Here is a 25,545-nt window from a genome sequence, read left to right as displayed (position 1 = left end):
CATGAGTACCGTCGATCTGCAGCACGTCTCGCGGTGGTACGGCAATGTGGTCGCCGTCAACGACGTCACCATGAGCCTCGGGCCCGGCGTCACCGGCCTGCTGGGCCCGAACGGGGCCGGCAAGACGACCCTGCTGCACATGATGTCGGGGTTCCTCGCCCCGTCCCGCGGCACGCTGACCGTGGACGGCGCCCCGACCTGGCGCAATCCCGACGTGTACCGCACGCTCGGCCTCGTCTCCGAGCGCGAGAGCGTGCACGGCTTCCTGACCGGTCACGAGTTCGTGCTCGCCAGCGCCAAGCTGTTCCGGCTCGCCAACCCCGAGGAGGCCGCCCGCCGGGCGCTCGCCCTCGTGGAGATGGAGCCGGCCCAGGACCGCCGGATCGAGACGTACAGCAAGGGCATGCGCCAGCGCATCCGGGTGGCGGCCGCGCTCGTGCACGAGCCGAGCGTCCTGCTGCTCGACGAGCCCTTCAACGGCATGGACCCGCGGCAGCGCTTCCACATGATGGACCTGCTGCACAAGATGGGCGACGAGGGCCGCACGGTCCTGTTCTCCTCGCACATCCTGGAGGAGGTCGAGCAGGTCTCCGGCACCGTGCAGGTCATGGTGGCCGGCCGCCTCGCCGCCTCCGGCGAGTTCCGCACCATCCGGCGGCTGATGACCAACCGCCCGCACGTGTTCACCATCCGCTCCAGCGACGACCGGCGCCTCGCGGTCGCCCTGATGACCCTGGAGTCGGTCGCGGGCGTCGACATCGACTCGACCGGCCTGCAGGTGCGCGCGTCGGACTACGGCACGTTCACCCGCGCCCTGCCGCGCGTCGCGCTCAAGGAGGGCGTCCGGGTGCGCCGCCTGATCCCGGCCGACGAGTCCCTGGAAAGCGTCTTCTCCTACCTGGTGGGTGCCTGATGAACGCCACTGTCGCGATGATCACCGCCCGGGGCCTGCTGGGCCGCCGCCGGATCTGGCTGCTGGTGCCGCTCCCGCTGCTGCTCATCGGCCTCACGCTGATCGTCAAGGCGTTCGGCCCGGACCCGGCCGAGTGGGGCGAGGGGGTCATCGGCGGCCTGGGCTTCTCCGCGGTACTGCCCGTGATCGCCCTCATCATCGGCACCGGCGTGCTGGGCTCGGAGATCGACGACGGAACCATCACGCACATCCTGAGCAAGCCGCTCCCGCGCTCGGAGATCATCTTCACCAAGCTCGCCGTGGCGTCCGGCGTCACCGCCCTCTTCGCCGGCGTACCGCTGTTCATCGTGGGCCTGATCGCCGGGCAGCCCTCGCTGGCCTTCGCGCTCTTCGTGGGCGGGGTGATCGGCTCCCTCGCGTACTGCTCGATCTTCCTGCTGCTCAGCGTCATCACCCGGCGGCCGGTGCTCGTGGGGCTGGCGTACGTGGTCCTCTGGGAGGGCGTGCTGGGCAACATCCTGACGGGGACGCAGAAGCTGTCGATCCAGCAGTACGTGCAGGCGATCGTCGACTGGCTCGCCCCGACGGACCTGCTGCACGGCAACGTGGCGGTGCCGCTGAGCTGCGTGATGGCCGCGGTGTTCACGGTGGCCTCGACGGCCTATGCGATCCAGCGCCTGCGCACGCTCTCGGTCGCGGGCGAGACGGGCTGACCGGCTCAGCAGCGGCGGCGCGCTCCAGCACGATGGGGCGCGTCGCCGCTGCATTCCGCGTACCGGCGGCGCGCTCCAGCGCCATGGGCCGCGCCGCCGCTTTCCGTGCAGGCGCGGCGCCGCTGCATGCCGCGGACCGGTGGCGCGCTCGGGCACCACGGGTAGCGCGCTGCGGTCGTTCTGCATGACGCGTTCGGGCGTTTGGCCGCGCTCGGTGGAATTGCGCGACCGCGGCCTGTTCGATTGCCGCATCGAGGCAATGTGGCGCTGGGTTTCATGCCGACGCGGGCGCGATGTTCCGTCGCGGGCTGAGATGATTTCCCGGACGGCCTCGTGGGTATTGTCGCGGTGGGCTGGCCGGCATTTCCGGTGGGGTCGGACGGCGGTTGCGCCGGGGCGACTTCTGCAGGACCCTGACCAGGAGGCGCTGGTGTTCCGGTCGCGGGCGCCGCGGGGCCGTGGATGCGGCGCAGCTTCTCCGCATGCCGTCTCACCAAACCCCAGTCACGCCGCCGTTGCGCTTCCCGACGGAACTCATCCTTCCCCGGCCACCAATTCCTGGATTTCGTCCGATCCCGCATGGCAGCCAATTCCCGAGAACTGAACAACTGCATCTGCCCCATACCATCAATGATCCCAGAATACGACCGAAACCACGATCCCGGACCACTCGGCCGCGCACATGACGAACATATTCTCTCGCTGGACGGCCGGCGGCGGACGAGGGCGCGGTAAACCTGGAGGATTCGGTGCGGGAATGGCTGCCGGAGTCGCGGCGCCGTTCCGAAGCGGCCGGCGCCGTCACCTGTGCACCGCCGTTGGCGCCGGTCCGGAGCCGCAGGGCCGTTCCGAAGCGGCCCTCGCCGCCGCCCGCGCACCGCCGTTGGTGCCGGTGCGGGAATGGCTGCCGTAGCCGCGGCACGTTCCGCAGTGGCCGGCGGCACCGCCGTTGGTGCCGGTGCGGGAATGGTTGCAGGAGTCGCAGGACCGGTGGCCGGCGCCGTCAGCTGCGCACGGCCGTTGGCGCCGGTGCAGAAAGCCGCACACGCCCCCACTAATCAACTATCGCGGATTATCGGATATATGGCCCGACGGGGTATAAGTCCGAAATGTCGCGGCGCGGAGCGCCCGACATTTCGTGGAACCACCGGCGCCGACCAGCGCCCGAGTGGCGCGGCCCCGTGCGGCGATGGTTGGGTGTGATCGTGCATCGGGTCTACAGCGTGGCCGTCTTCATCGTCCTGGCCTCGCTCGACAACGTCGCGATCGGCCTCGTCCCGCCCCTCTACTCACCGATCAGCCGCGCGCTCGGCGTCGGTGAGGGCGCGCTCGGCGTGGTCACCGCCGTCAGCTACCTCGTCACCGCCGTGGCCGCCGTCGCGTGGGCGTACGCCGGCGACCGGACCGACCGCAAACCCGTGCTGATGATCGGCACGCTGATCTGGGCGGCCGGCACCGCGGCGACCGTGCTCGCGGGCGGGTACTGGACCTTCCTGGCCGCCCAGCTGTTCGCGGCCGTCGGCCTCGGGGCCGTCGGCTCGGTCGGGTTCTCCGTGGTCAGCGACCTCATCTCGCCGAAGCGGCGGGGCCTGGTGATGAGCCTCTGGGGACTGTCGCAGGGCGTCGGCACCCTCGCCGGGGTCTTCGTCGCCAGCCAGCTCGGCGGCACCGACTGGAAGGTCCCGTTCTACGTGCTGGCCGCGCTCGGGGTCGTGGCCTGCGTCGCGTACTTCACCACCGCCGACATCCGCCGCGGGCAGAGCGAACCCGATCTCGCCGCGGTGTTCGCGGCCGGCGAGGAGTACGAGCACCGCATCTCCCGGGCCGACCTGCCCCGGATCGCGGCGCGGCGCACGAACGTGTGGCTCGTGCTGCAGGGGCTCACGGCCCAGGCCGCGTTCGGGTCGCTCGTCTGGCTGCCGCGGCTCTTCCAGGCCCGGGCCGAGGCCCAGGGCTACGACGAGAGGACCGCGATCGCCGTCGGCGGGCTGCTCGCCATCCTCTTCCAGCTCGGCGGGGTCCTGTCGATCGTCGGCGGGCTGATCGGGGACCGCTGGCAGCGGCGCGACCTCGGCGGCCGGGCGAAGGTGGCGGCGATCGGGATCCTGGCCGGCGTCCCGCTGTACGTGCTGCTGTTCTTCGCCCCGATCGGCCTGCCCGAGCCGCAGGGCCGCCCGGCGCTGGAGATCGTGCTGGGCTCCCTGTTCACCTCGCCCGGCCTGCTCGGGGCGTTCCTGCTGGCGGTACTGGCGCTGGCGCTCACCTCGGCGAACTCGCCGAACTGGTTCGCGCTCATCGCCGACGTCAACCCGCCGGAGCACCGCGGCACGGTGTACTCCATGGGCAACCTCGTCAACGGCGTCGGCCGCGCGGCCGGCAACGGGCTCGTCGGGGCCGTGTTCGCGGCCCTCGCACGCTCGTTCCCGCCGCCCGCGAACCTGGCCATCGGGCTCGCCGCGTTCCAGGTCTTCTTCATTCCGACCGGGATCATGTACTGGCAGGCGTCGCGCACCTCGCCGAAGGACATCGGCGAGGTGCACGAGCTGCTGCGGGGCCGGGCGGCCGCCGAGGTCAGTTCCCGAACGCCCGCTGGTGGCTCGGCGGGGTGAACTGCTCCACGGGCTGACCCTGCAGCGCGGCCTTCAGGGTGTACGCCACCGCGTTGTTGATGACCGGGTGCGACATGGTCCTGTTGGTCTGCGGGTTGTCCGGGTCCGTGAGGATCCCGGCCACGGCCAGCTGCTTGGTCATGGCCACGAACGTCGCGCTCTTGCCGCTGTCGGTCGTGCCGGTCTTGCCCGCGACCGGGCGCCCGACGTCGCCGCGCACGTTCGTGGCGGTACCGCTGCCGGGGCAGGCGCCGAACGCGGACTGGTCGCCGACCGGGCACCGGGCCATGTCCACGGCCGCGCGCGCGATGTCGGGATCGACGACCTGCTTGCACTGCGGCTGCCCGGCGTCGATCTTGTTGCCGTCGGCGTCGCGGATCTCGGTGACCGGCGTCGGTGTGCAGTAGTTGCCGTCGGCGGCGAGGGCCGCGTAGGCGCCGGCGAGGTCCAGCGGCGTCGTGTCCGACACGCCGAGGGTGAACGCGCCCCACTCCTTGGCGTCCTTGGCGAAGCTCGCGTCCTGCGGCGAGCGGAACTGGATGCCGAGGCGCTTGGCCACGTCCACCACGTGGTCGGCGCCGACGCGCTGCTCGAGCGGGACGAAGTACGTGTTCAGCGACATGCCGAAGCTCTGCCACATGTTGAACGTGCCGGTCGGGTCGCCCTCGGAGTTCTTCGGGCAGTAGTGCGGGCCGTTGCACGCCGCGGGGCTGCTCGCGCTGATCGGGTAGTTGGACACGAACTGCGCCTGCACGTCCTCGGTGTGCGACAGCGGCAGCCCGGACTCCATCGCGGCGACCGCGGTGAAGATCTTGAACGAGGAGCCGGCCTGATAGCCGGGCACGTCCGGCCCGCCGGTGATGAAGGGCACCGTGGTGTTCGGGTAGTTGCCCTTCTGGCCCTTGCGGTCGGGGTTGGTGCTCTGGCCGTTGCCGCTCTGGTCGTTGCTGAAGTTGCGGTTGGTGGCCAGCGCCTGCACCCGGCCGGTGCCCGGCTCCACGGCGGCGACCATCACCGCCTCCGGGTTGCCCAGGCCCACGTTCGCCGAGCCGACGTCGGGCTGGTTCTTCGCATACTTGAACGCCGCCGCCTGGGTCTGCACGTTCAGCGAGGTGACGATGGTGTACCCGCCCGAGCGCAGCTTGTTCTCCCGGTCGAACGCGTCGGCGCCGAAGGCCGGCTGCTCGTCCCACCAGCGGCGCAGGTAGTCGCAGAGGAACCCGGCGCCGAGGTCGCCGCGCTGCACGGACTCGCAGCCCTCGGGCGTGCGCTGGCCGACGATGGTCAGCTTCTGCGCCTTGGCCTCGTCGCGCTGCTGCGGCGTGATGTACTTCATCGCCACCATCTGGTCCAGGACGTACCCCTGCCGCCCGATCGCCTTCGGCAGGCCGTCCGCGGTCGCCGGGTCGTTCGTCGAGGGCGCCTTCACGAGCCCGGCCAGCAGCGCGGCCTCGCCGAGCGTGAGGTCCTTGGGGTCCTTGCCGAAGTAGACGTGCGCGGCCGCGTAGATGCCGAAGGCGCCGTGGCCGAAGGTGGAGATGTTGAGGTACCGCTCCAGGATCTGCTGCTTGGTGAGCTTCTTCTCCAGCGCCATCGCCAGCTTCATCTCTTTGAGCTTGCGGGCCGGCGTCTTCGCGGTCGCGTCGACGACCTCCTGCGGCGTGCGGGCCGAGTAGGAGGTCGCCTGGCGCACGTACTGCATCGTCAGCGTCGAGGCGCCCTGCTGGTCACCGCCGTTCTCGTTGTTCACGAACGCCCGGGCGACCCCCTTGAGGTCCACGCCCTTGTGCTCGTAGAACCGGTTGTCCTCGGCCGCGACCATGGCCTGCTGCATCACCGTGGCCACGTCGGCGATCGGGACGTCGCGCCGGTTCTCGTCGTACATCATCGCCAGCAGCGTCTTGCCGTCACTGGCGTAGATGTAGGAGATCTGCGGCGAGGGCAGCACATCGAGATCGATCGGGAGATCCTCGAACGTGTCGGCCCCGGACTTCGCGGCCAGGCCGGAGAAGGCCAGCCCCGGGAACGCGGCCGCGGCGACCACCACCCCGGCGAAGAGTCCGCACAGCAACAACGAGGCGACGGCCTTCAGGGCCAGCATGGGACGCAGACGCACCCTCCAAGCCCTACCCCATCGAGCCGCCGCCGACACGTGAAAAACCCCACCGGGTGCCATGACAACCGAATTGCGGCATTGACGCGCTCTACAGCGTCTTGAGGTGAAAACCTCCGTCGACGTCGATGACCTGGCCGGTGGAGAAGGGCAGCAGCCCGCTCGCGATCGCGACCACCGCCTTGCCCACGTCGTCCGGGGTGCCCCACCGGCGGATCGGGGTCACGCCCTCGTCGAGGATCAGCCGGTCGTACTTCTCCTTGACCCCGTCGGTCATGTCGGTGGCGATGATCCCGGGGCGCACCTCGTAGACGTTGATGCCGTGCTCGGCCAGGCGCGCGGCGTACAACTTGGTGAGCATCGACAGGCCGGCCTTGGTGACGCAGTAGTCGCCGCGGTTGACGCTCGCGGTGTAGGCGCTCATCGAGGAGATGGTCACGATGCGGCCCGCGGTGCCGGCGGCGATCATGCGGTTGGCGACCAGCTGGGTCAGGAAGTAGGGGCCCTTGAGGTTGATCCCGACGAGCCGGTCGAACGACTCCTCGCCGGCCTCGAGGATGTCGGCGCGCACGCTCGGCGCGACGCCGGCGTTGTTCACGAGCAGCTCGATGTCGCCGAAGGCCGCGTAGGCCTCCTCCACGAGCCGGGCGCGGTCCGCGGATTCGGCGAGATCGGCCCGTACCGTGGCCGCCTTCGCTCCGTGCTGTTCGACCTCGGCCGCGACCTGCTCCGCGGCGGCCGCGTTGCTCGCGTAGTTGACCACGACGTCCCAGCCGGCCCGGGCCAGCGCCAGCGCGATGCCCCGGCCGATCCCGCGGGAGGCCCCGGTGACGAGGGCGGCGCTCACGCGGTGCCCCCGAAGAAGGTGTAGTAGAGCCCGTTGTCGAGGCGGAGCAGGTAGAGGCCGAGCTCGCGCAGGTGGTAGTCGCCCCACATGCTCGACTCGCCGTTGGGCACCCGCTGGCCCTCGTGGACCTGGTCCCAGCCGTTGGGGCGATGGTAGACCGAGTGCAGCAGGAGGCCCTGGTGGTCCGGGTCGGTGCTCAGGTACGGCTCCCGCAGCAGCGTCCGCGCGACCGTCAGGCCGGCCTGGGTGTACCGCTCCTCGCCGAGCGCGCGCCCGAGCCGCAGCAGGCCCTGGGCCCCGATCGCGGCGGCGCTGGAGTCGACGGGCTCGTGCTCGTTGAACGGGTCCGCGGCCGCGTCGGGGTCGAGGCGCGCGAGACCGGGGGCGCCGGTGTCCCAGTAGGGCACGCCGTCGGCCGGCGACGAGCCGACGTAGAAGTCGCACGTGGCCCGCGCGGCCTCCTCGAAGATCTCGTCGTGCTCGAACTCGAGCAGCTCCGCGAAGCCGAGCATCGCCCAGGCCAGGCCGCGCGTCCACGTCGAGAAGGGGGAGTACCCCTGCTGCGTGCTCGGCGCCCGGAAGCGCCCGTCGTTGACGTTGAACAGGGCCTCGTGGACGGTGCGCCCGCGCACGTCGTAGGCGTCGCGCCCGGTGCCGTAGAAGATGTTGTACTTCGCGGTGTTGTGCGCGTGCTGGCGCATCCGCTCCCGCAGGTCGATCCGCTCGTCGTGCTCGCCCATCAGCACGTGCCCGAGCCGGTGCGCGACGGCGAGGGAGCGGCAGGACCGGATGGTGTCCACGAACAGGGACTGGGGGCCGTTGAAGCTGTAGATGTACCCGGTGCCGTCCTCGATCTTCTGCCAGCGCGCGGCCTGGACCGCCCCGGAGACCTTCAGCGCCAGCTCGGCCGCGGCCCGCTCGCGCTCGTCGACGCGGCCCTCGCGGACCAGGCGCAGAATCGCCCCGTACGTGCTGACGTTGTTGAACCCGTGATCGTGCACGCCGACGTGGCTGACGTGCGGCGCCATCAGGGTTCTCGTCTGCTCGAGGCCGAGGGCCTTGAAGCGCTCCTCGCCGGTCGCGTCGAACTGCAGCAGCGCCGAGCCGACCTGGAAGCCCTGCGTCCACTCGGTCCAGCCCCGGGCCGTGTACCGCCCGTCGACGGTGAACACCGGCGACCCGCCCCTGCCGTGCGGGTCGAGGGCCAGGATCTTTCCGGCGGAGAGCTCGAACATCCGCTCGACGTCGGCAACGAGATCCTTGCCGGTGAGCCCCATATCGGTGCGCAGCATGCGGGGGATGTTACCGAGGAAAGCCCTTTCCTGAAAGCCCCGGCGTCCTTTGCCGGAAGTCCTGGCGTTCCTTGCCGAGAGTGCCGGCGCCTTCTGCCGAGAGCCCTGGGGCCTTCTGCTGAGAGTCCCGGCGCCTTCTGCGGGGAGTCCCGGCGTCTTCTGCTGAGAGCGCCGGCGCCTTTTTTGCTGAGAGCGCCGGCGTCCCGGCCACCGTGCCGTGCCGTGTCGTTCGCCGAGCGGATGCGAGGGCTTGACCGGCGCGTGCGAGGATATGTGGCGATGGACATCGCGGTGGAGGACGTCACCGCCCGCTGGGTCACGGCCTGGACCACGGGACGCACGACAGACCTCTTCAAACTTCTGGCAGCGGCCCCGGCGATCGAGACCAACCTGGACCCGGACGGCGACTTCATCGAACTCCTGACGGACTACGCCGCCGCGCTGGATTCGGTGACGGTCTTCGCCGAGACGGTGCTGGACCGCCGGGCCGCCCTGGTCTACGACTGCACCCTGTCGGGCGAGACCTTCCGCCTGGCGGAGTTCCTGACCGTGAACGAGTCAGGCTTGGTGACCGAAATCCGCCGCGTGTACGACCTGAACGCCATCGAACGCCTGATGCCCCACCTGCTCCTGGAACACTGACCGCACCCTACTTTTCCCGCGCGCTCCTGCCCTCTCCTTCCCGCGCTCCGCGCCCCCGGCCTCGGCTCCCTCCTGCACCTCGCCTTCCCGCGCGCCGCCTCCCCGGACACCCGGCTATGCACCTCTCCTTCTCGCGCTTTCGCTCGCCGGGTCGGGGTCTCGCGCCTGCCTTTCTCGCCCTTCTACCTGCGGCTTTCCGGGTTATCCACAGGCGGGAAGTTTCTCTTCCGTACGGGCGGCGGGAGGGGAAAGCTGGAACCCGTGAGCGACAAGGAAATCCCGCCTCCAGCCGTCGGCCGCCGGCCAGACGACGACACCATCACCCGCGGCCCGCCCGGCCGCCCCTGAGATTCCCGAACGCCGGGCGACGCCGGAACGGCCGCGCCGTCCTCGCGGCTGCCCGCACTCCTTCCTTCGCGCGGAACCCGCACCGCGCCGGAGTGCGTACGCCGCCGCGAAGGCCTCGCCGCGCCGCCCAGTGCGGGGCCGGGCCGACCCGCCGCGCAGGGTCGGCCCAGTCCCCGCCCACTTCGCTACGACCGCGACCTCAGGACCTCACCCTCCACTACCCGGCGGCAACATCACGACCGAGACCCCGCGCCAACATCATGGGGACTGCCGCGACCCACGGCCGGGATCACCGCGACGCACGGCAATGTCCACTGATCCGCGACTCCATTCCCCAACCACGCCGACCAGCACCTCGGCACGCCGGCGCTCTCGGCAGGACTCGACTTGACCGGACCGCGCTCCCATCGGCGTGACGAGCCCGCACCTCGACGCGGGGCAAGACCAGCGACGAGGACCCGCCGCTGCCGCAGGGCACTGGCACCGACGCCACGGGGGCGTTCGGCGCCGAGCGCTGCGGATGCGCCTCGGGCATCGCGCGGTTCGCGGCCGCGGCGCGCGGGGGGCGAGCGTCACGGGGGAGCGTGACGTCGAACGGTGGAAGGCGCTCCGGACGCCGCACGGCTCGCGGGTGAGCGTCACGGCGGCGCTTGGCGGAGTTCGCTGCCAACGCGGCCGGCGCGGTGGGTGGGAGCGGCGCTGCCCGCCGAAGGGTGCCCCGCGGATCGCGTTGTCGTTGGGCGCGGCGAGGGGGCGTGCGCAACGGCGGAGGCCGGACCCCGGGGCGGGGTCCGGCCTCGTGGAGCCGAAGTGCGGAAGGAGGAACGGGTCAGGCGACCGTGGTCATCGACGACGCCGAGACGAACGTGTAGCCCAGGGACTGGATGCCCTCGACGGTCGCCTTGAGGTACGACGTGCCCAGGTACGGGTGGTAGAAGAAGCTCGCCACGCCGTCGCGGACGGCCAGGTTCGCCTTCGCGTTCGCGATCAGGTCGGCCGGCAGCACGGCCGGGTGCTGGTTGAACGGCTCCGGCTCGATGTTGCCGATGTTCTCCGGGATGATGGTCGAGCCGTAGACGTCGCGGACGGTGTACGGGAAGAACTGGCCGACCATGTGGGCGACGCGGTTGTCCACGGTGGTGCCGGAGAGCACGCCCGGGAAGTAGAGGCCGCGGTCGTACCGGACGCCGAAGAGCGTGTTGATGGTCTTGTAGTCCAGCGCCGAGGCGGCGTAGTGCGGGGGCTCGAAGATCGTCGGCTGGGAGAGGCCGGCCATGAGCCAGTCGGCGCGGGAGGCGGTGACGCGGGCGGTCACGTTGAGGGCCGAGTCGTTCTTGACCGGGCCGTCGTAGATGACGGCGTCGTTGGCGTCGACGTGGGCGGTGAAGAACTCGAAGTCGTTCGCGCTCACGCCGTCGTACGGGTTGTTCAGGGCGTCGAGCTGGTGCGTGTAGCCGTGCATGAGCAGCGTGCCGCCCTTGCTCTGCATGTACTTCAGGGCGCTGACCACCAGTGGCCGCTGACGCAGCGTGTAGTCCTCGGCCTTGCCATTGTTGTTCACGCCCTTCGGGTCGCGGTAGCGGCTGTAGACGGCGACGGTGAACGGGACCTTCTTGCTCGACAGGTAGTCGGCGACGGCGCGCAGCTCGGCCGGGTCGGCGTCGGGGCCGACGTCCTCGATGCGGACCAGGGCGCGGTGCCGCGCGGCGGCCTTCGGGGCGAGCACGTCGTAGAGCAGGTCCGAGAACGCGAGGTACCGGTCGTTCGACGTGATGTAGGAGAACGGGATCTCGCCGATGTAGGTCAGGTTGCCGGACTTGATGCCCCAGGGGAACTTCGACCCGTCGGCACGCACGGCGTCGGCCACGCTGACCGCCTTGGTGCTGTCGTAGACGGCGTAGTCCATGATGCCGGCGAGGTTGCGGGTGTCGCGGGTCAGCGCGGTGCCCTTGTAGTCGACCTGGGCGACGGTGGAGACGTCGAAGCCCTTCCAGGTGTACCCGTACTTCGTCGCGAAGTCCGCCGAGCGCGCGGTGAGCTGCCAGATGTTGTCGTACAGCCACATCACCGGCTTGCTCGTCGACAGCACGTCGTCGAGGAAGGCGGTCGGGATCGGCTCGTCGTACGTCGAGCCGACGTAGACGACCGCGCTGTACTTCTCCAGCTCGCCCTTGGTGTAGGTGCCGACCGGGTGCGCGGTCCAGGCGCCGAAGTGCGAGACGAGGTTCGTGGCCATCATCCCGTAGTCCTCGCCGAGCCAGGCGTACTCGCCGGTGTAGTCGTAGAGGACGAGCGTCTTCGTCGAGGCGCTGGAGCCGGTGGCGCCGGCGCCGGAAACGGTCTTCGCGGTGGTCGCGGCCAGGGCCGGGGCCGCGGGAGCGGCGAGTCCGAGCACCGCGGCGAGCACGAGCCCGAGCAGAGCTGACAGCTTACGCATCAAGGAACAAACCCAATCAGACGAGCGAGGCGGACGTGGGCATCGGGGAGGGGATGGGCGCGAGGCCGAGCATGGCGGCGACCGCCTGCTCGGTGCGCTGCGACGCGAGACCGTCGCCGTACGGGTTGCCGCTGGCGGTCATCGACTGCCGCAGCATCGGGTCGTCGAGCAGCTTCGCGGCCTCGGCGACGATCAGGTCCTCGTCGGTGCCGACCAGCTTGGCGCAGCCGGCCTGGAGGGACTCGACGCGTTCGGTGACCTCACGCAGTACCAATGCCGGAACTTTGAAGGAAGGGGCCTCTTCCTGGATGCCGCCCGAGTCGGTCAGGGCCAGGTAGGCGCGGGAGAGCAGCCGGGCCAGCGAGGGGTAGGGCAGCGGGTCGGTGATCGTCACCCGCGGCACGCCCGCGAGGCCGGCCTCGACCTGTGCGCGCACCGCCGGGTTGGCGTGGGCCGGCAGGACGACCCGGATGTCCGGGTACGCCTCGACCAGGCGGCGCACCGCGCTGAGGATGCGCTCCAGCGGCTCGCCCCACGACTCGCGGCGGTGCGCGGTGACCAGCACCAGGCGCGCCTCGCCGTGCTCGGCGGCGTCGACCGCGGCGGCCACCCCGGCGTCGTCGAACGGCAGCTCCTTCGCCGCGATCTCCAGCGCCGCGTCCACCACGGTGTTGCCGGTGATGAGCACGTTGGACGGGGCCACGCTCTCGTCGAGCAGGTTCGTCGCGGCGAGGGCGGTCGGGGCGAGGTGCAGCGCGGCGAGCTGGCCGACGAGCTTGCGGTTGGCCTCCTCGGGGAACGGCGAGTCCAGGTCGCCCGAGCGCAGGCCGGCCTCGAGGTGCACGACCGGGATGCGGCGCCAGAACGCGGCCATCGCGCCGGCGAGCGTCGTCGTGGTGTCGCCCTGCACGATCACGGCGGCGGGCTTGCGGGTCTCCAGCAGCGCGTCGAGCTGCTTGATCATCTCGGTGAGGAGCTCCGGCTGGCTGCCGGTCACGCGCTGCAGCGGCAGGGTCACGTCGGCCTCGGCGTCGAAGGCGGCCAGGGCCTGCGTCACCATCGCCGGGTGCTGGCCGCTGGCGACCAGGACCGGGCTGAGGCGGCCGGCGGCGCGCATGGCGGCCGCGACGGGGGCGAGCTTGATGGCCTCGGGACGGGTACCGGCGATCAGGAAGACTTCAGGAAGCATGTGTGCGTCACCTTGAGAGGAGTAAGTGCCGCATCCGTGCGGATATATCCATGTCGTACTGTTCAGGCGGCGACCGGCTCTTCGGCGAGCCGTTCGGTCTTGGCCCAGGCGTTGCGCCGAGCCGCCTGCCGGCCGATCGCCCGCCAGGTCGCCACGAGGCCGAGCAGCAGGAAGAACGGGTAGGCGAGCGCCGCCTTGAGCAGCGTCGGCGTGGTCTCGTCGCGCAGCTGCACGCGGTGCACGAGCGCCCAGACCAGCCCCGGCACCGTCATCCCGATCGCCCAGAAGAGCCCGACCTCGCCCATCTGGCCCCACGAGTGGATCATGAAGGTGTCCCCGTGGCCCGGGATCAGGTGCCACATGGCGTACCCCCACAGCCCGAACACCGCCGCCGTGCCGAACGCGTTCATCCACGGCGCGAGCAGGTAGTACAGCATCTCCAGCAGCGCGTGGTTGCGGATCTTGCGCGAGGCGATCAGCCTCGGGACGTACGACACGCACTGCAGGTTGCCCTGCGCCCAGCGCGTCCGTTGCCGGACCAGGCGCTTGACGTCCACCAGGCCCTGCTGCTTGACGTGGGCCAGCGAGGTGTACCGAATCCGCTCCCCGTTGAGGTGCATGCGCAGTCCGAGCTCGAGATCCTCGACCAGGCAGTGCGACCAGGGCGCGTCGCCCAGCCGCATCAGCGACGACAGCCGGGCGAACTGCCCGTTGCCGCCGAGGCCGACCGTGCCCGCCGCGTCGCGCAGCAGCTGGCTGGCGTTGGCGATCGCGGCGAACTCGAGATCCTGCACGGCCCCGAGCACCTTGTTGCGGTTGTGGATGCGCACGCGCACCTGCACCGCGCCGACGTCGGGGTCCCGCATGAGCCGCGAGATCTCGGGCAGCAGGTTGGCGCTGCCCCGCCCGTCGCCGTCGATGACCCCGACCGCGACCCGGGACGGGTCCTCGCCGCCCGCCAGCGTCAGGTCCCGGATCGCCCGGAAGGCGGCGTTGAGCGCCTCGCCCTTGCCCTTGCGGGCGTTGGGGAAGTCACGGCGCAGCACCGTCAGGCCCGGGTGGTCGATGGCGGCCAGTACGTCCGGGGTGCCGTCGTCCGATCCGTCATCGACCACCAGGACCCTGGTGCGTGTGCCCTCCGGCCCGCTCAGCGCCAGGGCGGCGCCGACGGTCCGGCCGACCACCCGCTCCTCGTTGAGGGCGGGCACGACGATCCAGAAGGTCAGCGGCTCGTTGCCGTTCGGCGCGATGGCATCGCGCCGGCGGCGGCGTCCGGCGGTGGCCGCGTCGCTGGCGGAGAAGGCCACCAGCGCCAGGTTGTACGCCGGCCACAGCGTCAGCAGCGCGAAGCCGACCAGAAGGATCGCCGTCATCGCTCAGGCGGCGCTGCGGTTGAAGCGCGAGGCCCGGACCATCAGGAAGCCGGTGACCACGAGCGCGATCCCGGCGACGACGATGGCGAAGACCGGGCTTCCGGTGACGGGCAGCGATCCGGCGGTGGCCCCGCCGGTCACGACCACGCCGGTGACCTTCGAACCTGACATGACAGCTTCCCCTCGGCTATCCGGTGGTGGTGCCCGGCGGCTCCTTGCCGGCAACCGTCGTGCACCTTGTCCGAGAAGCTTGGCTTGCCGCCGCGCCGATCACAATGGGTGACAGGGCTGCTGAGGGGAAGTCCAACCGAGCACCTGACAGGGCGCTTACGCAGGCAAAACCCGGTGATTACACACCGTGTCGAGACGGTGTGCCGTAGCTCTCGGTGAGGTCCCGGGGCTGCTGCCAGCCGGGGGCGAACTCGGCCCACAGGGAGAGCGCGACGGCGGCGCTGTCCGGCCGCTCGCCGGGGCGCTTGGCCATGCACTGCCGGCACAGCTCGGCCACGGACCGGGGCACGCCGGGGGTGAGCACCACGGGCGTCGGGGCGGCCTGCAGCAGCCGGGCGCCGGGCGCGTGGGGCGAGCGGCCGGTGAGCATGTGGTACAGCAGGACGCCGAGCGCGTACACGTCCCACGCCGGAGCGTGTTCGACCCGCGACGCCGACGGGTGCGCGAACGGCACCGCGAGCCCGAAGTCGATGATCTTTACACCGGCCGTGGTCAGCATGACATTGTCGGCCGTCAAATCCCGGTGCGCGATGCCGCGGCGGTGCGCGACGGCGAGCAGCTCGGCGACGGAGGCCGCGATCTCCACCGCCTCCTGCCAGGGCACCGGGCCCTCGGCGAGGCGGGTGGCCAGCGGTACCCCGTTGAGCAGCTCCATCGCGACGGCCGGCACGGACACGTCCCCGGCCTCGATCTCGCCGAACGCGAAGACCTTCGGCACCGTGGGGTGGCGCATCCGCTGCATCAGGTGCGGCTCCCGTCGCGCCGCGTGACAGGCCCGGGTGTTGTTCGCGAACGCCGGTGCGAGTACCTTCACCGCCGCCGGTCGGATCCGCTCGAGGTCGACGGCCTCGTAGACCAGCGACATCCCGCCCCGGGCGATCGGGCGGACCAGCAGGTAGCGCTCGAGCACCCTGCGGCCAACCTCGATCCCGGACACAGACGACGACTATTCCCTATCCGGTCGTGCTAGCGATAGCCCTGGCGAAGTTCATAAGTGTGATCGAAACCTATAGTTGACATCGCGGTAACTCTGACTGACGCTGACCGCAGGAATCGCTCCCACAGGAGATTTGATGCCTGAGCACACCGCCGAGCCAGCACCATCACCCACCGTCACCGAGGTCGCCGCCGCCGCGGGGGTCTCCGCCGCCACCGTCTCCCGCGTCCTCACGGGCCGGGTGCGGGTCAGCACCTCCGCCCGGGTGTCGGTGCACGATGCCATCGCCCAGCTCGGGTACGTCCGCCACCGTGCCCCGCGCCGGGTCGACCGCCAGGCCGCGGGCCTGCCCGTGGCCGCCGTCGTGTTCGAGTCGGCGGCCCGGCTGTTCCGCGACGGCTTCGTCGCGCGGCTGCTCGCCGGGGCCGAGGAGGAGCTGTCCGCCCGCGGGGTGCCGCTGCTCACCATGTCCGCCACGCGCGGCACCGTGGCCAGCTCCACCCAGTTCCTGACCGCGGGCGGCGTCGCCGGCGTGCTGCTCGTCGGCGCGCCCGGGCAGCACCCGCTCGCCGTGTCGCTGGCCGCGTCCCGGGTGCCGCTGCGCTCCGCGGGCCGCCCGGAGCTCTCGGTGCCCTACGCCGACGTCGACAACCGCGACGGCGCCCGGCAGGCCGTGGAGCACCTGCTCCTGCGCGGCCGGCGGACCATCGCCACGATCGCCGGCCCGCCGGACTCGCCCGCTGCCGCCGACCGCCTCGACGGGTACCGTCGGGCCATGATCGCCGCCGGGCGCCAGCCCCTGATCGCGTACGGTGACTACAGCACGCCGTCCGGTGGCCACGCCGCCGCCTGGCTGCTCGATCGCACCCCGCGCCTCGACGCGCTCTTCGTCGCCTCCGACGCCATGGCCGCCGGCGCCCTCCAGGCGCTGCGCAAGTCCGGCCGCCGGGTGCCCGAGGACGTGGCCGTGGTCGGCTTCGACGACGCCCCGCTCGCGGCCTTCACCGCGCCCGCCCTGACCACGGTCCGCCAGCCCGTCGAGGAGCTCGGCGCGGTCGCCGCGGCCCTCCTGCTCGACCCGGACGGCGACGACCCGATCCTGCCGACCGAGCTCGTTGTGCGGGCATCCACGTAGGATGCGCGGTGCTCAGCTGCGGGAGGGCGACATCCTCGCCCGCCGCTACATCCTCAAACAGCCCGTCGGTGCGGGCGGCATGTCGGTCGTCTGGCGCGCCTGGGACTCGACCCTGGAGCGCACGGTCGCGGTCAAGGTCCTCGACGGCCCCATCGCGTCCGACGGCGGCCAGCGCGACCGCATCCGCCGCGAGGCCCGGGCCGCGGCCCGCATCGAGCACCCCAACGCCATCGGCGTGTACGACTACGGCGAGACGGTCACCCCGCGCGGGCGCATCGCCGCCTACGTGGTGATGCAGCTGCTCGACGGCATCTCCGTCGCCGCGCGCCTCGAGAAGGGCCCCATGCCGGTGCCCGAGGCGGTCGCGGTCGCCGCCACGGTCGCCGACGTCCTGCACGCCGCCCACCGCCGCGGCGTCGTGCACCGCGACGTCACCCCCGAGAACGTCATGCTCACCACCGACGGCGTGCGCCTGCTCGACTTCGGCATCGCGGCCGACATCGGCCAGCGCGAGGAGGCGATGACGTTCGGCACCCCGCCGTACGTCGCGCCCGAGCGCCTCACCGGCGCCCCCGCCAGCGGCGCGACCGACGTCTACGCCCTGGGTGTCCTCTTCTACGAGATGCTCACCGGCGCCCCGCCCTACCCGGCCGCGACCTGGGAGGAGCTCGAGCGCGCCCTCGCCGCCGAGCGCCGCCCGGCCCTCAACGTCCCCGGCCTGCCCGCCGCGGCCGCCGCGGTGTGCCTGCGCTGCCTCGCGGCCGACCCGCTGCGCCGCCCGACGGCCGCCGAGATGGCGAGCATCCTCGGGGCGAAGTCCGCGACGTCCGCCCTGCTCACCCGCCGCCGAGCGCTGGTGGCCGTCCCGGTCCTGGTGGCCGCGGCGGTACTGGCCGTGTTCCTGCTCCGCGACGACAGCCCGGCCCCGGGCACCGGCCAGAACGCGGCCCCCGCACCGACGGTGAGCATCCTCGTGTCGGTCGTGCCCGCCCCCACGAACGGCCAGTCCACGCCCACGCCGACCACCCAGGCCCGCAGGTCCGGCCCGGCGACCACCGGCGGCCCGGCGAGCCCGCCCGCGTCGCCGGCGGTCCAGCCGTCCCCGCTGACCCGCCCGGCCGCGGGCCGGGCAGTGCTGGACATCGTGGACCGGCGGTCGCAGGCCGGGGAGATCCGCTCGGACGTGGCGCTGGACATCCGCAACCAGATCAACAACCTGCTGTCGGACCCGACGGACGCGGCGCGGCGCATCGAGATGCTGCGCCGGAACCTCTCGGACCGCACGCGGGACCAGTCGATCAGCGACGCGGCGTACCAGGAGCTGGACGCGGCGGTGATCCAGTTCGGCCGCACCTTCTCGACGTGACGCTCTTGCCCCTGTGTTTTCCGTTCTTGTTTCTCGGTCTGCGGCTCATGCGGACTCGTGCGCGGTTCGGGCCGATTGCTCGCGCCGCTCACTCGGATTCGTGTTCGGTTCGGGCTGGTTGATCGCTCGGCTCACGCGGATTCGCGCGCGGTTCGGGCTGGTTGATCGCGCGGCTCACGCGGATTCGTGTTCGGCTCGGGCCGGGAGGTCGCGCTGTGGGCCCCGATAAGTCGGGCGCTCCGCGCCACGACTTATCGGATTTTTCGTATATGTCCGAGTCCGCGGTTGCCCGGGCCGGTCTGGGAGCGTGCGCGGCCGGTCAGCGCTCGGGAGCCAACCGATGTCGTACGGCCCACAGCGCCGCCTCGGTTCGCGACGCCGCACCCGTCTTGCGCAGAAGATTCGAGACATGCACGGTGACCGTCCGGACCGAGATCCCGAGCGAGCTCGCGACCTGCTGGTTCGTCATCCCGGCGGCGAGACACCCGAGCACCTCGATCTCCCGCGCGGTCAGGTCACCGCCCGCGCGCAGACTGTGCAGCAGCGTCTCGGCCTCGGCCAGGCGCCATCCGGGCCAGTGCGCGAGCAATGCCACCGCGCGCTCCGCGTGCCGCCGGGCCTCACCGGCGCGCCCGAGCCGTACGAGCGCATGAGCCACAGCCGTATGCACCGCCGCTTCCTCGGCCCGCCCACCGTCGTCCCCACCCCGCGCGTCCGCGGCGCCCGTCGCCATGGCAGCACCGACTTCGTCGTCCGGCCCGACACCGTTCGCGACAGCCCCAGCCCGGGCGCGACGGGAAGCACGCCTGCCGCCGCCTTCATCAGTGCCGCCGCCGCCCTCGCCGCCGCCGCCCCCGCCAACGCCGCCTTTGCCGACTCCACGTCCGCCCTCGCCAACGCCGCCTATGCCGACTCCACGTCCGCCCCCGCCTCCGACGCGGCCGCCGCCCTCGCCCTCGCCTTCGACTCCGGCGCCAACTCCCTCTCCGACTCCGGCCAGACCACGCGCGCCTGACACGAACCCGATGATCCCCGTACCCCCCGCCCCGAACCCGCCCGGCCCCAAGCCACCCGCGTCGAAGGCGCGCACATTCGCACCCTCCCGGCCGCTCGCCTCGCGCACCGACTCGCCGGCGAGGGCCGCGGGCAGCAGGGCGAGCGCGTCGGCATCGCGGCCCGCCGCCACCGCGAGCAGCAGTTCCAGCCGCACGGGCCGATCGGTCACGTGCTCCTCGACCACCGCCGAGGGCACCCCGCCGTGCAACGCCCAGCGCGCGGCCTCGGCCAGCCGGGCCGGTCCACACCGCCCGACACAGTCACGCAACGCCTCCGCAGGATCAACCGGGTGTACGCCCCGTGCCGCCACCGCCACCCGCAGCACCCGAACCAGCCCCGAGTCGCGACCCTCCGCATCCGCGCGCGCGAGCATGCGCACCGCGAGCGAATCGTCGCCGCGCTCAAGAGCGAGCAGTCCCGCCCGCGCGGTGAAGCGAACTCGCTCGACCGGATCGCCCTCGATCGGCAGCCGCGACCACACCAGCGCCTCGGCCCGAGCCAGATCCCCGGTGCGCATCGCATGCGCGATTCCGAGCGTTGTGGTGCGACCCGCGCAGAACTCCAACCCGTACCGTGCAACAGTCGCCATCGCCTCGTCGAACAGCCGCCAGCCCATCACCTCGCCCAGCCGCGGCAGGCTGACGGCGACCAGGTTGTGCACCGCGCGCCCGATCGTGATCGGATCATGCTCGCGCGCCGCCAACTGCCGAGCCGCGCGCAAGAGCGCAACCCCGCGCTCGAAGTCCCCGGTCAGCGCGAGCGCGGTGCCGAGCGTGACGGATGCCGCGGCGATCTCGACCCCGGCCCGCTCGGCGGCGGCAACCGCGGCCTCGGCAAGCGGCAGCACGCGTGCGGCGTCCTCGGTACGCAGCGCACTCTCGGCCTCAGCCGCCCGCTGCCGCGCGCGCGACGCCGCCGACCCGCCGACGGCCGCGGCCCGATCGAGCGACCGCCGATGCCCGGCCGGGTCCCCGAGACACCAGCGCACCCCAGCGAGCCGCCGATGCGCGTCAGCGGTCCCGTCGAGATCATCCGTCTGTTGTACTTCCTGCAACCAGTCGCCCGCATAGTTCGCGGCAACCTCAAAGCGCGCAGCGACGAACGCCGCCGCGGCCCCAACGGCAGCAAGCACAACCCGAACCTCATCGGGCGCATCGACCACCATGCCGAGACGCACGCCAAGCGCATCCCCCCGCCCCACCGGCCCGTCGCTGCGCGTGCCATGCACGTTCACGCGCGCCGCTATCTCGCCGTCTGCGTGCGCCGCTATCTCGCCGTTTGTGTGCGAGGGCGTCGCGCTGTCGTGCGTTTCGCTCAGGTGGTGGTGCCCGCCCCGCGCATCGGCGCGTCCCACCGGCCCGTCGGCGCGCGTGTCGTGCATGTTTACGCGCGTGGGCGTCGAGCCGTCGGGCGCTTCGCTCACATCGGAATGCCCGCCGCGCGCATCCCCGGCCCCGGTGGCGATGGTCAGTCCGGTTCCGGCGTCGGCATCAGGGTGCGGATTGTGTGCGGTGGACGACCCGAGCGGTCCCTCACCCCAGTTCGGGTCGCCCGTGACGGGCTGCTCGGCGGGCGAGTGACGGCCGTGCACGCCACGCACCGGATCGTGTGCGTTTGGTTGCGCGATCGTCGGGCGGTTCGGTTTCGCGGGCAGGCTCAGGCCCAGCGCGACCAGTTCCACCGCCGCGTCCGGCAGACCCGCGGCCAGGCTCGCGGCGGCTCCGCGGGCGGCGGCGGCGCGCGCTTCGGCCGTACGACCCAGGGACGCCGCATGCCGGGCGAGTGCGGCGTCGTCGCCCAACTCGACGGCCAGGCCGCGCGCGAGTGTGTGCACTCGTGTGCGTTCGCGCGGCATGACGCCGGCCACGAGCGCCTCGCGCAGCAGCGGGTGCCGGAACCGCAGCGAACCGGCCGGCGCCAGGTCCGGCGCGATGAGCAACAGGCCGAGGTCGAGCAGCCGGCGCAGCGCGGGCTCGACGTCCCCGCCACACACGTGGAACAGCACGTCGCTCTCCACCGGGTCGCCCAGCAGCGCCGCCGCCCGCGCGACCCGGCCGACCAGCGCGGGCTCGCTCGACAGCGGCTCCACCAGCAGCCCGACGACGTGCGCGGGCAGGGGAGCGGCCGGCAGGTCGTCGGCGGTGTCGTACGCCGCGAGCAGTTCCGCCAGCCAGAACGGGTTCCCGCCGGTGCGCCGCCGCGCGCCGCGGACGGCCTCGGGGGCGGGGGCGCTGCCGTACGTGGCCTCGATCAGCTCCGCGGTCTCGCGCGCGGTGAACGGCGCGACATGCACGCGAAGGACAGAAGGCGACCCTCCGAGACGTCGCAATGTGCGCGCGGCGGCCGGCGCGAACGCGGCCTCCTGCGGCGGGCGGCTCGTAACGAGCATGAGCGCGCAGAGCGACTCGGCCGCGGCCGCGAGCTCGGCGACGAGCGAGAGGCTGGCCGGGTCGAGATCGTGCAGGTCCTCGACCACGATGATCCCGAGGCCGGAGCCACCGCCGATGCCGGCATTGCTCGCGCCGGCATTGCTCGCGCCGGCATTGCTCGCGCCGGCATTGCTCGCGCCGGCACTGCCGGCGCCGGGACCACTCTCGTCGGGACCACTCTCGCCGGGACCGCCGGCGCTGGCATCGTTCTCGCCGAGACCGCCAATCCGAGCGGCGGGAGAGATGCCGGAGCCGCCAGGGCCGCCGCTGATGCCGCCGCGGGTCCCGGTGCCGATGCGGCGGGACCCGTCGCCGGGGCCACCGCCGTCGGAGCCGCAGCCGGGGTGGGCGATGCCGTCGTCGGTGCCGGTGCCCTTGGGGCCGCTAGGTTCGATGCCGAAGCCGCCGTCGAATACTGCGGCAACACTCTCGCCGAGGTCGCCGGTGGTAGGGCCGCGAGAGGCGGAGCCGTCGCCCGAGCCGGTGGTTACGGGGACGGCGGAGCTGGTGCCGGGCCGCGATGGGATGCCGGAGCGAATCGCCCAGCCGGCGTCGTCGTCGGTGGTCGAGTTTGGGGTGGATGGGGGAGTACCGCGCAACAACGCGCGCACCACGTCGACCGCCGCGCGCAATGTCGTCGCCGGGGCGAGTCGGGGCTCGGCGGCGTCCGATGACCGTTGCGCCAGGTGGTTGAGCAGCGACTCCTCGACCGGGAGCGTCGCCGCCGGGCGGCCGGTCAGCACCGATGCCAGCCAGTCGTACGGCGCGGCCCCCTGCGAACGCGACGAACCGCGCAGCACCGTCGTCCCGGCCAGGTCAAAGCGCCTCAGAGCCTCCGCGACCAGCCGGCTCTTGCCGCTGCCGCCCTCGCCGGTGATGAGCACGATCCCCGGTCGCCGGGCCGCCCACGCCGCCTCGATCTCGGCGAGCTGGGCCGCTCGTCCGATGAAGGGGGCGGTCGGCATGCGGCCACGATACGCACAAGTGCGTAGAGACGCCTGCCGTATCGATACGGCACGCTGTCAGGCATGGCAGAGGGTGTCGCAGAGGACGTGATCGACGGGGGACCTGAACCGCTCGCGCTGCATTGGGCGTCGCGCACCGACACCGGCCTGGTGCGCACATCCAATCAGGATTCGGTGTTCGCCGGCGACAGACTTCTCGCCGTCGCGGACGGCATGGGCGGGATGGCAGCGGGTGACGTCGCCAGCCGGCTCGCGATCGAGGCGATGGGGCCGCTCGACGGCGAGTTCGCCGGGAACGACCTGCTCACAGCGTTGCGTACGGCCGTCTCCGACGCCAACCGCCGCATCCGCGACGAGGTCGAGGAGGACCCGGCGAAGCTGGGCATGGGCACGACCCTGACCGCGATCCTGTTCTCCGGCGACCGCATCGGCCTGGTCCACATTGGAGACTCGCGCGCCTATCTCCTGCGCGGCGACGAGTTCGCGCAGATCACCAAGGACGACACATACGTGCAGTTACTGGTGGACGAAGGCCGCATCACGCTCGACGAGGCGGCGACCCACCCGCAGCGTTCCCTGGTCAGCCGGGTGCTCCAGGGGCAGCCGACCGATCCCATGTACTCCGTGACAGCCGCCCGAGCCGGCGACCGCTACCTCCTGTGCAGCGACGGCCTGTCCGGCGTGCTGCGCGCGGAGACGATCGAGGAGGCACTGCGCGAGTACGCGGACGTCGATGAGTGCGTCGACCGCCTGGTGGACCTCGCCCTGCGCGCGGGCGGCCCGGACAACATCACCGCGGTCGTGGCGGACATCGTCGGCGACGACGTACCCGAGCGCAAAGGGCTGCGCCACCGCCTCCGCCACTGGCTGGGTCGCGACGAGATCAGCAACGCCCGCCTCCCCGCATAGGCGACGCCCGCTTCCCTGCTCACGATGGGCAAAGGCATAGACACGGAAGCGGACAGTGGGGGCGCGGCCGCACCGGCCGGGCCGAGACGAGCGGCGCCCGGCTCTCGCTCACGCCGAGCGAAGGTGCAGATACGGAAACGGACAGCGGAGGCGCGGCCGCACCGACCGGGACACGACGAGACCAGCATCGCCCGGCTCGCCGCGTAGGTGACGCCCGGCTCCCCGCTCACGCCGAGCAAAGGCGCAGACACAGAGACGGACAGCGGAGGTGCGGGCGCACCGGCCGGGCCGCGGCGAGATCAGCGACCATCGGCTGCCCGTGAGGGCGGCTCCCAGGCCGAGATCCGCTCCGCCCCGCGCACCGTGAGCTTCGCGGGCGTGAGCCAGGCGAGCGTCCGCAATACCGCGCCGCCCACGACGCCCCGAGCCCCCGCGAGCCGGCCCACCTGCCAGCTCCGCCGTGCAACAAGCGCCACTCGCGGCCGTCTGATCCTGTCGTACTCCGTCAAAGCCCCCGCCACCAGCGCCCCCAGCTCCGGAGGGGCCGGCACGTTCGCGGTCGCGTGGGGCATGAGCGCGGCCAGTGTCACCGCGTCCTCGAGCGCCTGGCACGCGCCCTGGCCCAGGTTCGGCGTCATCGCGTGCGCCGCGTCGCCGACCAGGGCCACCCGCTCGCCGAACCGCATCGGCGCGACCGGGTGCAGGTCGAGCAGCGGATGGTGCAGCAATGTGCGCGAATCGGTCGCGGCGAGCAGTTGCGGGATCGGCTCGTGCCAGTCGCCGAACAGGCGCCGCAACTCGCTGAGTTGCTCGGCCTTCGTCGTGGTCCGCAGGGGCGCGGGTGCGACGGCATACCAGTACACGCCGCGCCTCCCCATGGACAGGTAGCCGAAGCGGAGGCCGTGCGGGCCCATGGTTTCGCCGCCGCCGCTGACACCACCACCACCGTCGCTGCTGCCGCTGTCGCCATTACTGCTGCTGGTGCGGTGGCCGCCGCTGCTGCCGTCGCTGCTGCTGGTGCGGTGGCCGTCGCTGCTGCCGTTGCCGTCGCCACGGTCGCTGCCGCTGTCGCGGTCGTCGTCGCGGTTGTCGCCGCCGCTGCCACCGTTGCCGTTGCCGTTGTTGTCGCCGTTGCCGTGGCCGCCGCCGCTGCCCTCGTCGCTCCCGCTGCCGTCGCTGTCGCTGCTGTCGCTGCTGTCGTCGCTGCCGTAGGGCGCGGCCGGGCCGGTTGTCGTCACGGCGCGCCACGACACCTGGCCGCTGTTGCGGATGCGAGCATCCGGAGCGTACGCCGCGCGCACGACACTCCCGATCCCGTCCGCCCCGACGATCAGATCGGCCTCGAGTGCGTGCACATCGGTGACGTTCACGCCGGTGCGTACGTGCAGTCCGTCGGCCAGGATTTCGTGCAGATCCGCGCGGTGTACGACGATCGGACCGGACATCGCGCCGCGCGCCAGCCAGGTGCCGCGCGCGGTGCGCAGGCCGCCGTTCGTGATCGGTGCGCCGGCGGCCCGTACGCGGTCGCCCACGCCGAGCCAGTCCAAGGCGCGCAGTGCGTTCGGCCACAGTGACAGCCCGGCGCCGGCCGCCTCCAGCCGCGGCTGTCGCTCCAGCACCGTGACGTCCCAGCCGCCGAGTCGCAGCCCCCGGGCTGTGGCCAGGCCGCCGATTCCGCCGCCGACAACGATCGCATGCATCTCGGTCTCCTCAACTCCGCTGGACGTGCGTCACCGGGCCGGATGTGGGAACCCGGCGGGGCGATCCGCCGATCCCGCATCGCGCCGCATCTCGATCTCCCTGAATGCCGCTGGCCGTGCGTCGCCGCGCCGGCTGCGGGATCCCAAAGGGCTCGCGGCCGTGCGTCGCCGCGCCGGCTGCGGGATCCCAAAGGGCTCGCGGCCGTGCGTCGCCGCGCCGGCTGCGGGATCCCAAAGGGCTCGCGGCCGGGCTTCACCGCGCCCGCTGCGGGAATCCAAAGGGCTCGTGGCCGAGCGGACGATCCGCTACAGCTGTAGTAAGAGACGCTACACCTGTAGCA

Annotated in this window: 16 protein-coding genes and 1 pseudogene; 7 read left to right on the top strand and 10 right to left on the bottom strand. The window is 72.1% G+C overall.

Annotation, left to right across the window (positions count from 1 at the left end; all coding sequences use genetic code 11):
- The first annotated feature begins 1 nt into the window (after window position 1).
- The 3 genes from AC6JBM_RS33185 to AC6JBM_RS33175 all read left to right on the top strand — a co-directional run bounded on the left by AC6JBM_RS33185 (window position 2) and on the right by AC6JBM_RS33175 (window position 4,235).
- Window positions 2-913 carry an ABC transporter ATP-binding protein gene (locus tag AC6JBM_RS33185; RefSeq protein WP_350627004.1) on the top strand — a complete coding sequence of 304 codons (912 nt, stop codon included), beginning with the start codon at window positions 2-4 and terminating at the stop codon, window positions 911-913.
- Entirely contained in the window at window positions 913-1,626 is a 714-nt protein-coding gene (locus AC6JBM_RS33180; RefSeq protein ID WP_497977948.1) for an ABC transporter permease subunit, read from the top strand. The genes AC6JBM_RS33185 and AC6JBM_RS33180 overlap by 1 nt, the downstream gene beginning before the upstream one ends.
- 1,181 nt (window positions 1,627-2,807) lie before the next feature.
- A complete protein-coding gene (locus AC6JBM_RS33175) occupies window positions 2,808-4,235 on the top strand; it encodes an MFS transporter (RefSeq protein ID WP_497977947.1) in 1,428 nt (475 codons plus the stop codon).
- On the opposite strand, the gene AC6JBM_RS33170 is transcribed toward AC6JBM_RS33175, so the two are convergent.
- From AC6JBM_RS33170 to AC6JBM_RS33160, 3 genes are all read right to left on the bottom strand, one after another.
- Complete coding sequence (locus AC6JBM_RS33170) at window positions 4,198-6,351, bottom strand: transglycosylase domain-containing protein (protein ID WP_497977946.1); 2,154 nt, start codon at window positions 6,349-6,351, stop codon at window positions 4,198-4,200. The two genes, AC6JBM_RS33175 and AC6JBM_RS33170, sit on opposite strands and share 38 nt — an antisense overlap.
- 88 nt (window positions 6,352-6,439) lie before the next feature.
- Window positions 6,440-7,195 carry a 3-ketoacyl-ACP reductase gene (locus AC6JBM_RS33165; RefSeq protein WP_497977945.1) on the bottom strand — a complete coding sequence of 252 codons (756 nt, stop codon included), beginning with the start codon at window positions 7,193-7,195 and terminating at the stop codon, window positions 6,440-6,442.
- Window positions 7,192-8,487 (bottom strand): hypothetical protein, encoded by a 1,296-nt coding sequence (locus tag AC6JBM_RS33160; RefSeq protein WP_497977944.1) that lies wholly within the window; start codon window positions 8,485-8,487, stop codon window positions 7,192-7,194. Before AC6JBM_RS33160 ends, AC6JBM_RS33165 begins: the two co-directional genes overlap by 4 nt.
- Before the next feature lie 222 nt (window positions 8,488-8,709).
- On the opposite strand from AC6JBM_RS33160, the gene AC6JBM_RS33155 reads away from it, so the two are divergent.
- On the top strand, window positions 8,710-9,129 hold the full coding sequence (locus tag AC6JBM_RS33155) for a hypothetical protein (RefSeq protein WP_497977943.1): 420 nt from the start codon (window positions 8,710-8,712) through the stop codon (window positions 9,127-9,129).
- A gap of 1,177 nt (window positions 9,130-10,306) precedes the next feature.
- Here AC6JBM_RS33155 and AC6JBM_RS33150 read toward each other — a convergent pair.
- The 5 genes from AC6JBM_RS33150 to AC6JBM_RS33130 form a co-directional block, all read right to left on the bottom strand.
- Window positions 10,307-11,914 carry a DUF2334 domain-containing protein gene (locus tag AC6JBM_RS33150; RefSeq protein WP_497977942.1) on the bottom strand — a complete coding sequence of 536 codons (1,608 nt, stop codon included), beginning with the start codon at window positions 11,912-11,914 and terminating at the stop codon, window positions 10,307-10,309.
- 16 nt (window positions 11,915-11,930) lie between these two features.
- Window positions 11,931-13,103: a non-hydrolyzing UDP-N-acetylglucosamine 2-epimerase gene (gene wecB / locus AC6JBM_RS33145; protein ID WP_497977941.1), complete on the bottom strand. Its 1,173-nt coding sequence runs from the start codon at window positions 13,101-13,103 to the stop codon at window positions 11,931-11,933.
- A 62-nt stretch (window positions 13,104-13,165) separates the two neighbouring features.
- Window positions 13,166-14,476 (bottom strand): glycosyltransferase, encoded by a 1,311-nt coding sequence (locus tag AC6JBM_RS33140; protein ID WP_497977940.1) that lies wholly within the window; start codon window positions 14,474-14,476, stop codon window positions 13,166-13,168.
- Between the two features lie 3 nt (window positions 14,477-14,479).
- Complete coding sequence (locus AC6JBM_RS33135) at window positions 14,480-14,647, bottom strand: LPXTG cell wall anchor domain-containing protein (RefSeq protein ID WP_223102416.1); 168 nt, start codon at window positions 14,645-14,647, stop codon at window positions 14,480-14,482.
- A 178-nt stretch (window positions 14,648-14,825) separates the two neighbouring features.
- Window positions 14,826-15,644 carry a serine/threonine-protein kinase gene (locus tag AC6JBM_RS33130; protein WP_497977939.1) on the bottom strand — a complete coding sequence of 273 codons (819 nt, stop codon included), beginning with the start codon at window positions 15,642-15,644 and terminating at the stop codon, window positions 14,826-14,828.
- Between the two features lie 136 nt (window positions 15,645-15,780).
- Between AC6JBM_RS33130 and AC6JBM_RS33125 the strand changes: the two genes are divergently transcribed.
- Window positions 15,781-16,779: a LacI family DNA-binding transcriptional regulator gene (locus AC6JBM_RS33125; RefSeq protein ID WP_497977938.1), complete on the top strand. Its 999-nt coding sequence runs from the start codon at window positions 15,781-15,783 to the stop codon at window positions 16,777-16,779.
- A gap of 1 nt (window position 16,780) precedes the next feature.
- The gene (locus AC6JBM_RS33120) at window positions 16,781-18,145 is read left to right on the top strand and encodes a serine/threonine-protein kinase (protein ID WP_497977937.1); all 1,365 of its coding nucleotides are present in this window, start codon (window positions 16,781-16,783) and stop codon (window positions 18,143-18,145) included.
- A gap of 319 nt (window positions 18,146-18,464) precedes the next feature.
- On the opposite strand, the gene AC6JBM_RS33115 is transcribed toward AC6JBM_RS33120, so the two are convergent.
- Complete coding sequence (locus AC6JBM_RS33115; RefSeq protein WP_497977936.1) at window positions 18,465-22,595, bottom strand: LuxR C-terminal-related transcriptional regulator; 4,131 nt, start codon at window positions 22,593-22,595, stop codon at window positions 18,465-18,467.
- A 63-nt stretch (window positions 22,596-22,658) separates the two neighbouring features.
- Between AC6JBM_RS33115 and AC6JBM_RS33110 the strand changes: the two are divergent.
- Window positions 22,659-23,429 (top strand): annotated as a pseudogene (locus tag AC6JBM_RS33110) (PP2C family protein-serine/threonine phosphatase); the annotation flags it as partial.
- A gap of 374 nt (window positions 23,430-23,803) precedes the next feature.
- Here the strand turns inward: AC6JBM_RS33110 and AC6JBM_RS33105 are convergent.
- A complete protein-coding gene (locus AC6JBM_RS33105) occupies window positions 23,804-25,204 on the bottom strand; it encodes an FAD-dependent monooxygenase (protein WP_497977935.1) in 1,401 nt (466 codons plus the stop codon).
- Window positions 25,205-25,545 lie beyond the last annotated feature (341 nt).

Source organism: Dactylosporangium thailandense, assembly GCF_059739745.1.
The sequence above is the reverse complement of the archived record's forward strand: the minus strand, read 5'-3'. Positions and strand labels throughout refer to the sequence as shown.

Bases quoted from the DNA above. Each gene is read 5' to 3' on its own strand.
- AC6JBM_RS33185 (WP_350627004.1), top strand. From the start codon at position 2: ATGAGTACCGTCGATCTGCAGCACGTCTCGCGGTGGTACGGCAATGTG.
- AC6JBM_RS33180 (WP_497977948.1), top strand. From the start codon at position 913: ATGAACGCCACTGTCGCGATGATCACCGCCCGGGGCCTGCTGGGCCGC.
- AC6JBM_RS33160 (WP_497977944.1), bottom strand. From the start codon at position 8,487: ATGCTGCGCACCGATATGGGGCTCACCGGCAAGGATCTCGTTGCCGAC.
- AC6JBM_RS33150 (WP_497977942.1), bottom strand. From the start codon at position 11,914: ATGCGTAAGCTGTCAGCTCTGCTCGGGCTCGTGCTCGCCGCGGTGCTC.
- wecB (WP_497977941.1), bottom strand. From the start codon at position 13,103: ATGCTTCCTGAAGTCTTCCTGATCGCCGGTACCCGTCCCGAGGCCATC.
- AC6JBM_RS33140 (WP_497977940.1), bottom strand. From the start codon at position 14,476: ATGACGGCGATCCTTCTGGTCGGCTTCGCGCTGCTGACGCTGTGGCCG.
- AC6JBM_RS33135 (WP_223102416.1), bottom strand. From the start codon at position 14,647: ATGTCAGGTTCGAAGGTCACCGGCGTGGTCGTGACCGGCGGGGCCACC.
- AC6JBM_RS33125 (WP_497977938.1), top strand. From the start codon at position 15,781: ATGCCTGAGCACACCGCCGAGCCAGCACCATCACCCACCGTCACCGAG.
- AC6JBM_RS33120 (WP_497977937.1), top strand. From the start codon at position 16,781: ATGCGCGGTGCTCAGCTGCGGGAGGGCGACATCCTCGCCCGCCGCTAC.
- AC6JBM_RS33115 (WP_497977936.1), bottom strand. From the start codon at position 22,595: ATGCCGACCGCCCCCTTCATCGGACGAGCGGCCCAGCTCGCCGAGATC.
- AC6JBM_RS33105 (WP_497977935.1), bottom strand. From the start codon at position 25,204: ATGCATGCGATCGTTGTCGGCGGCGGAATCGGCGGCCTGGCCACAGCC.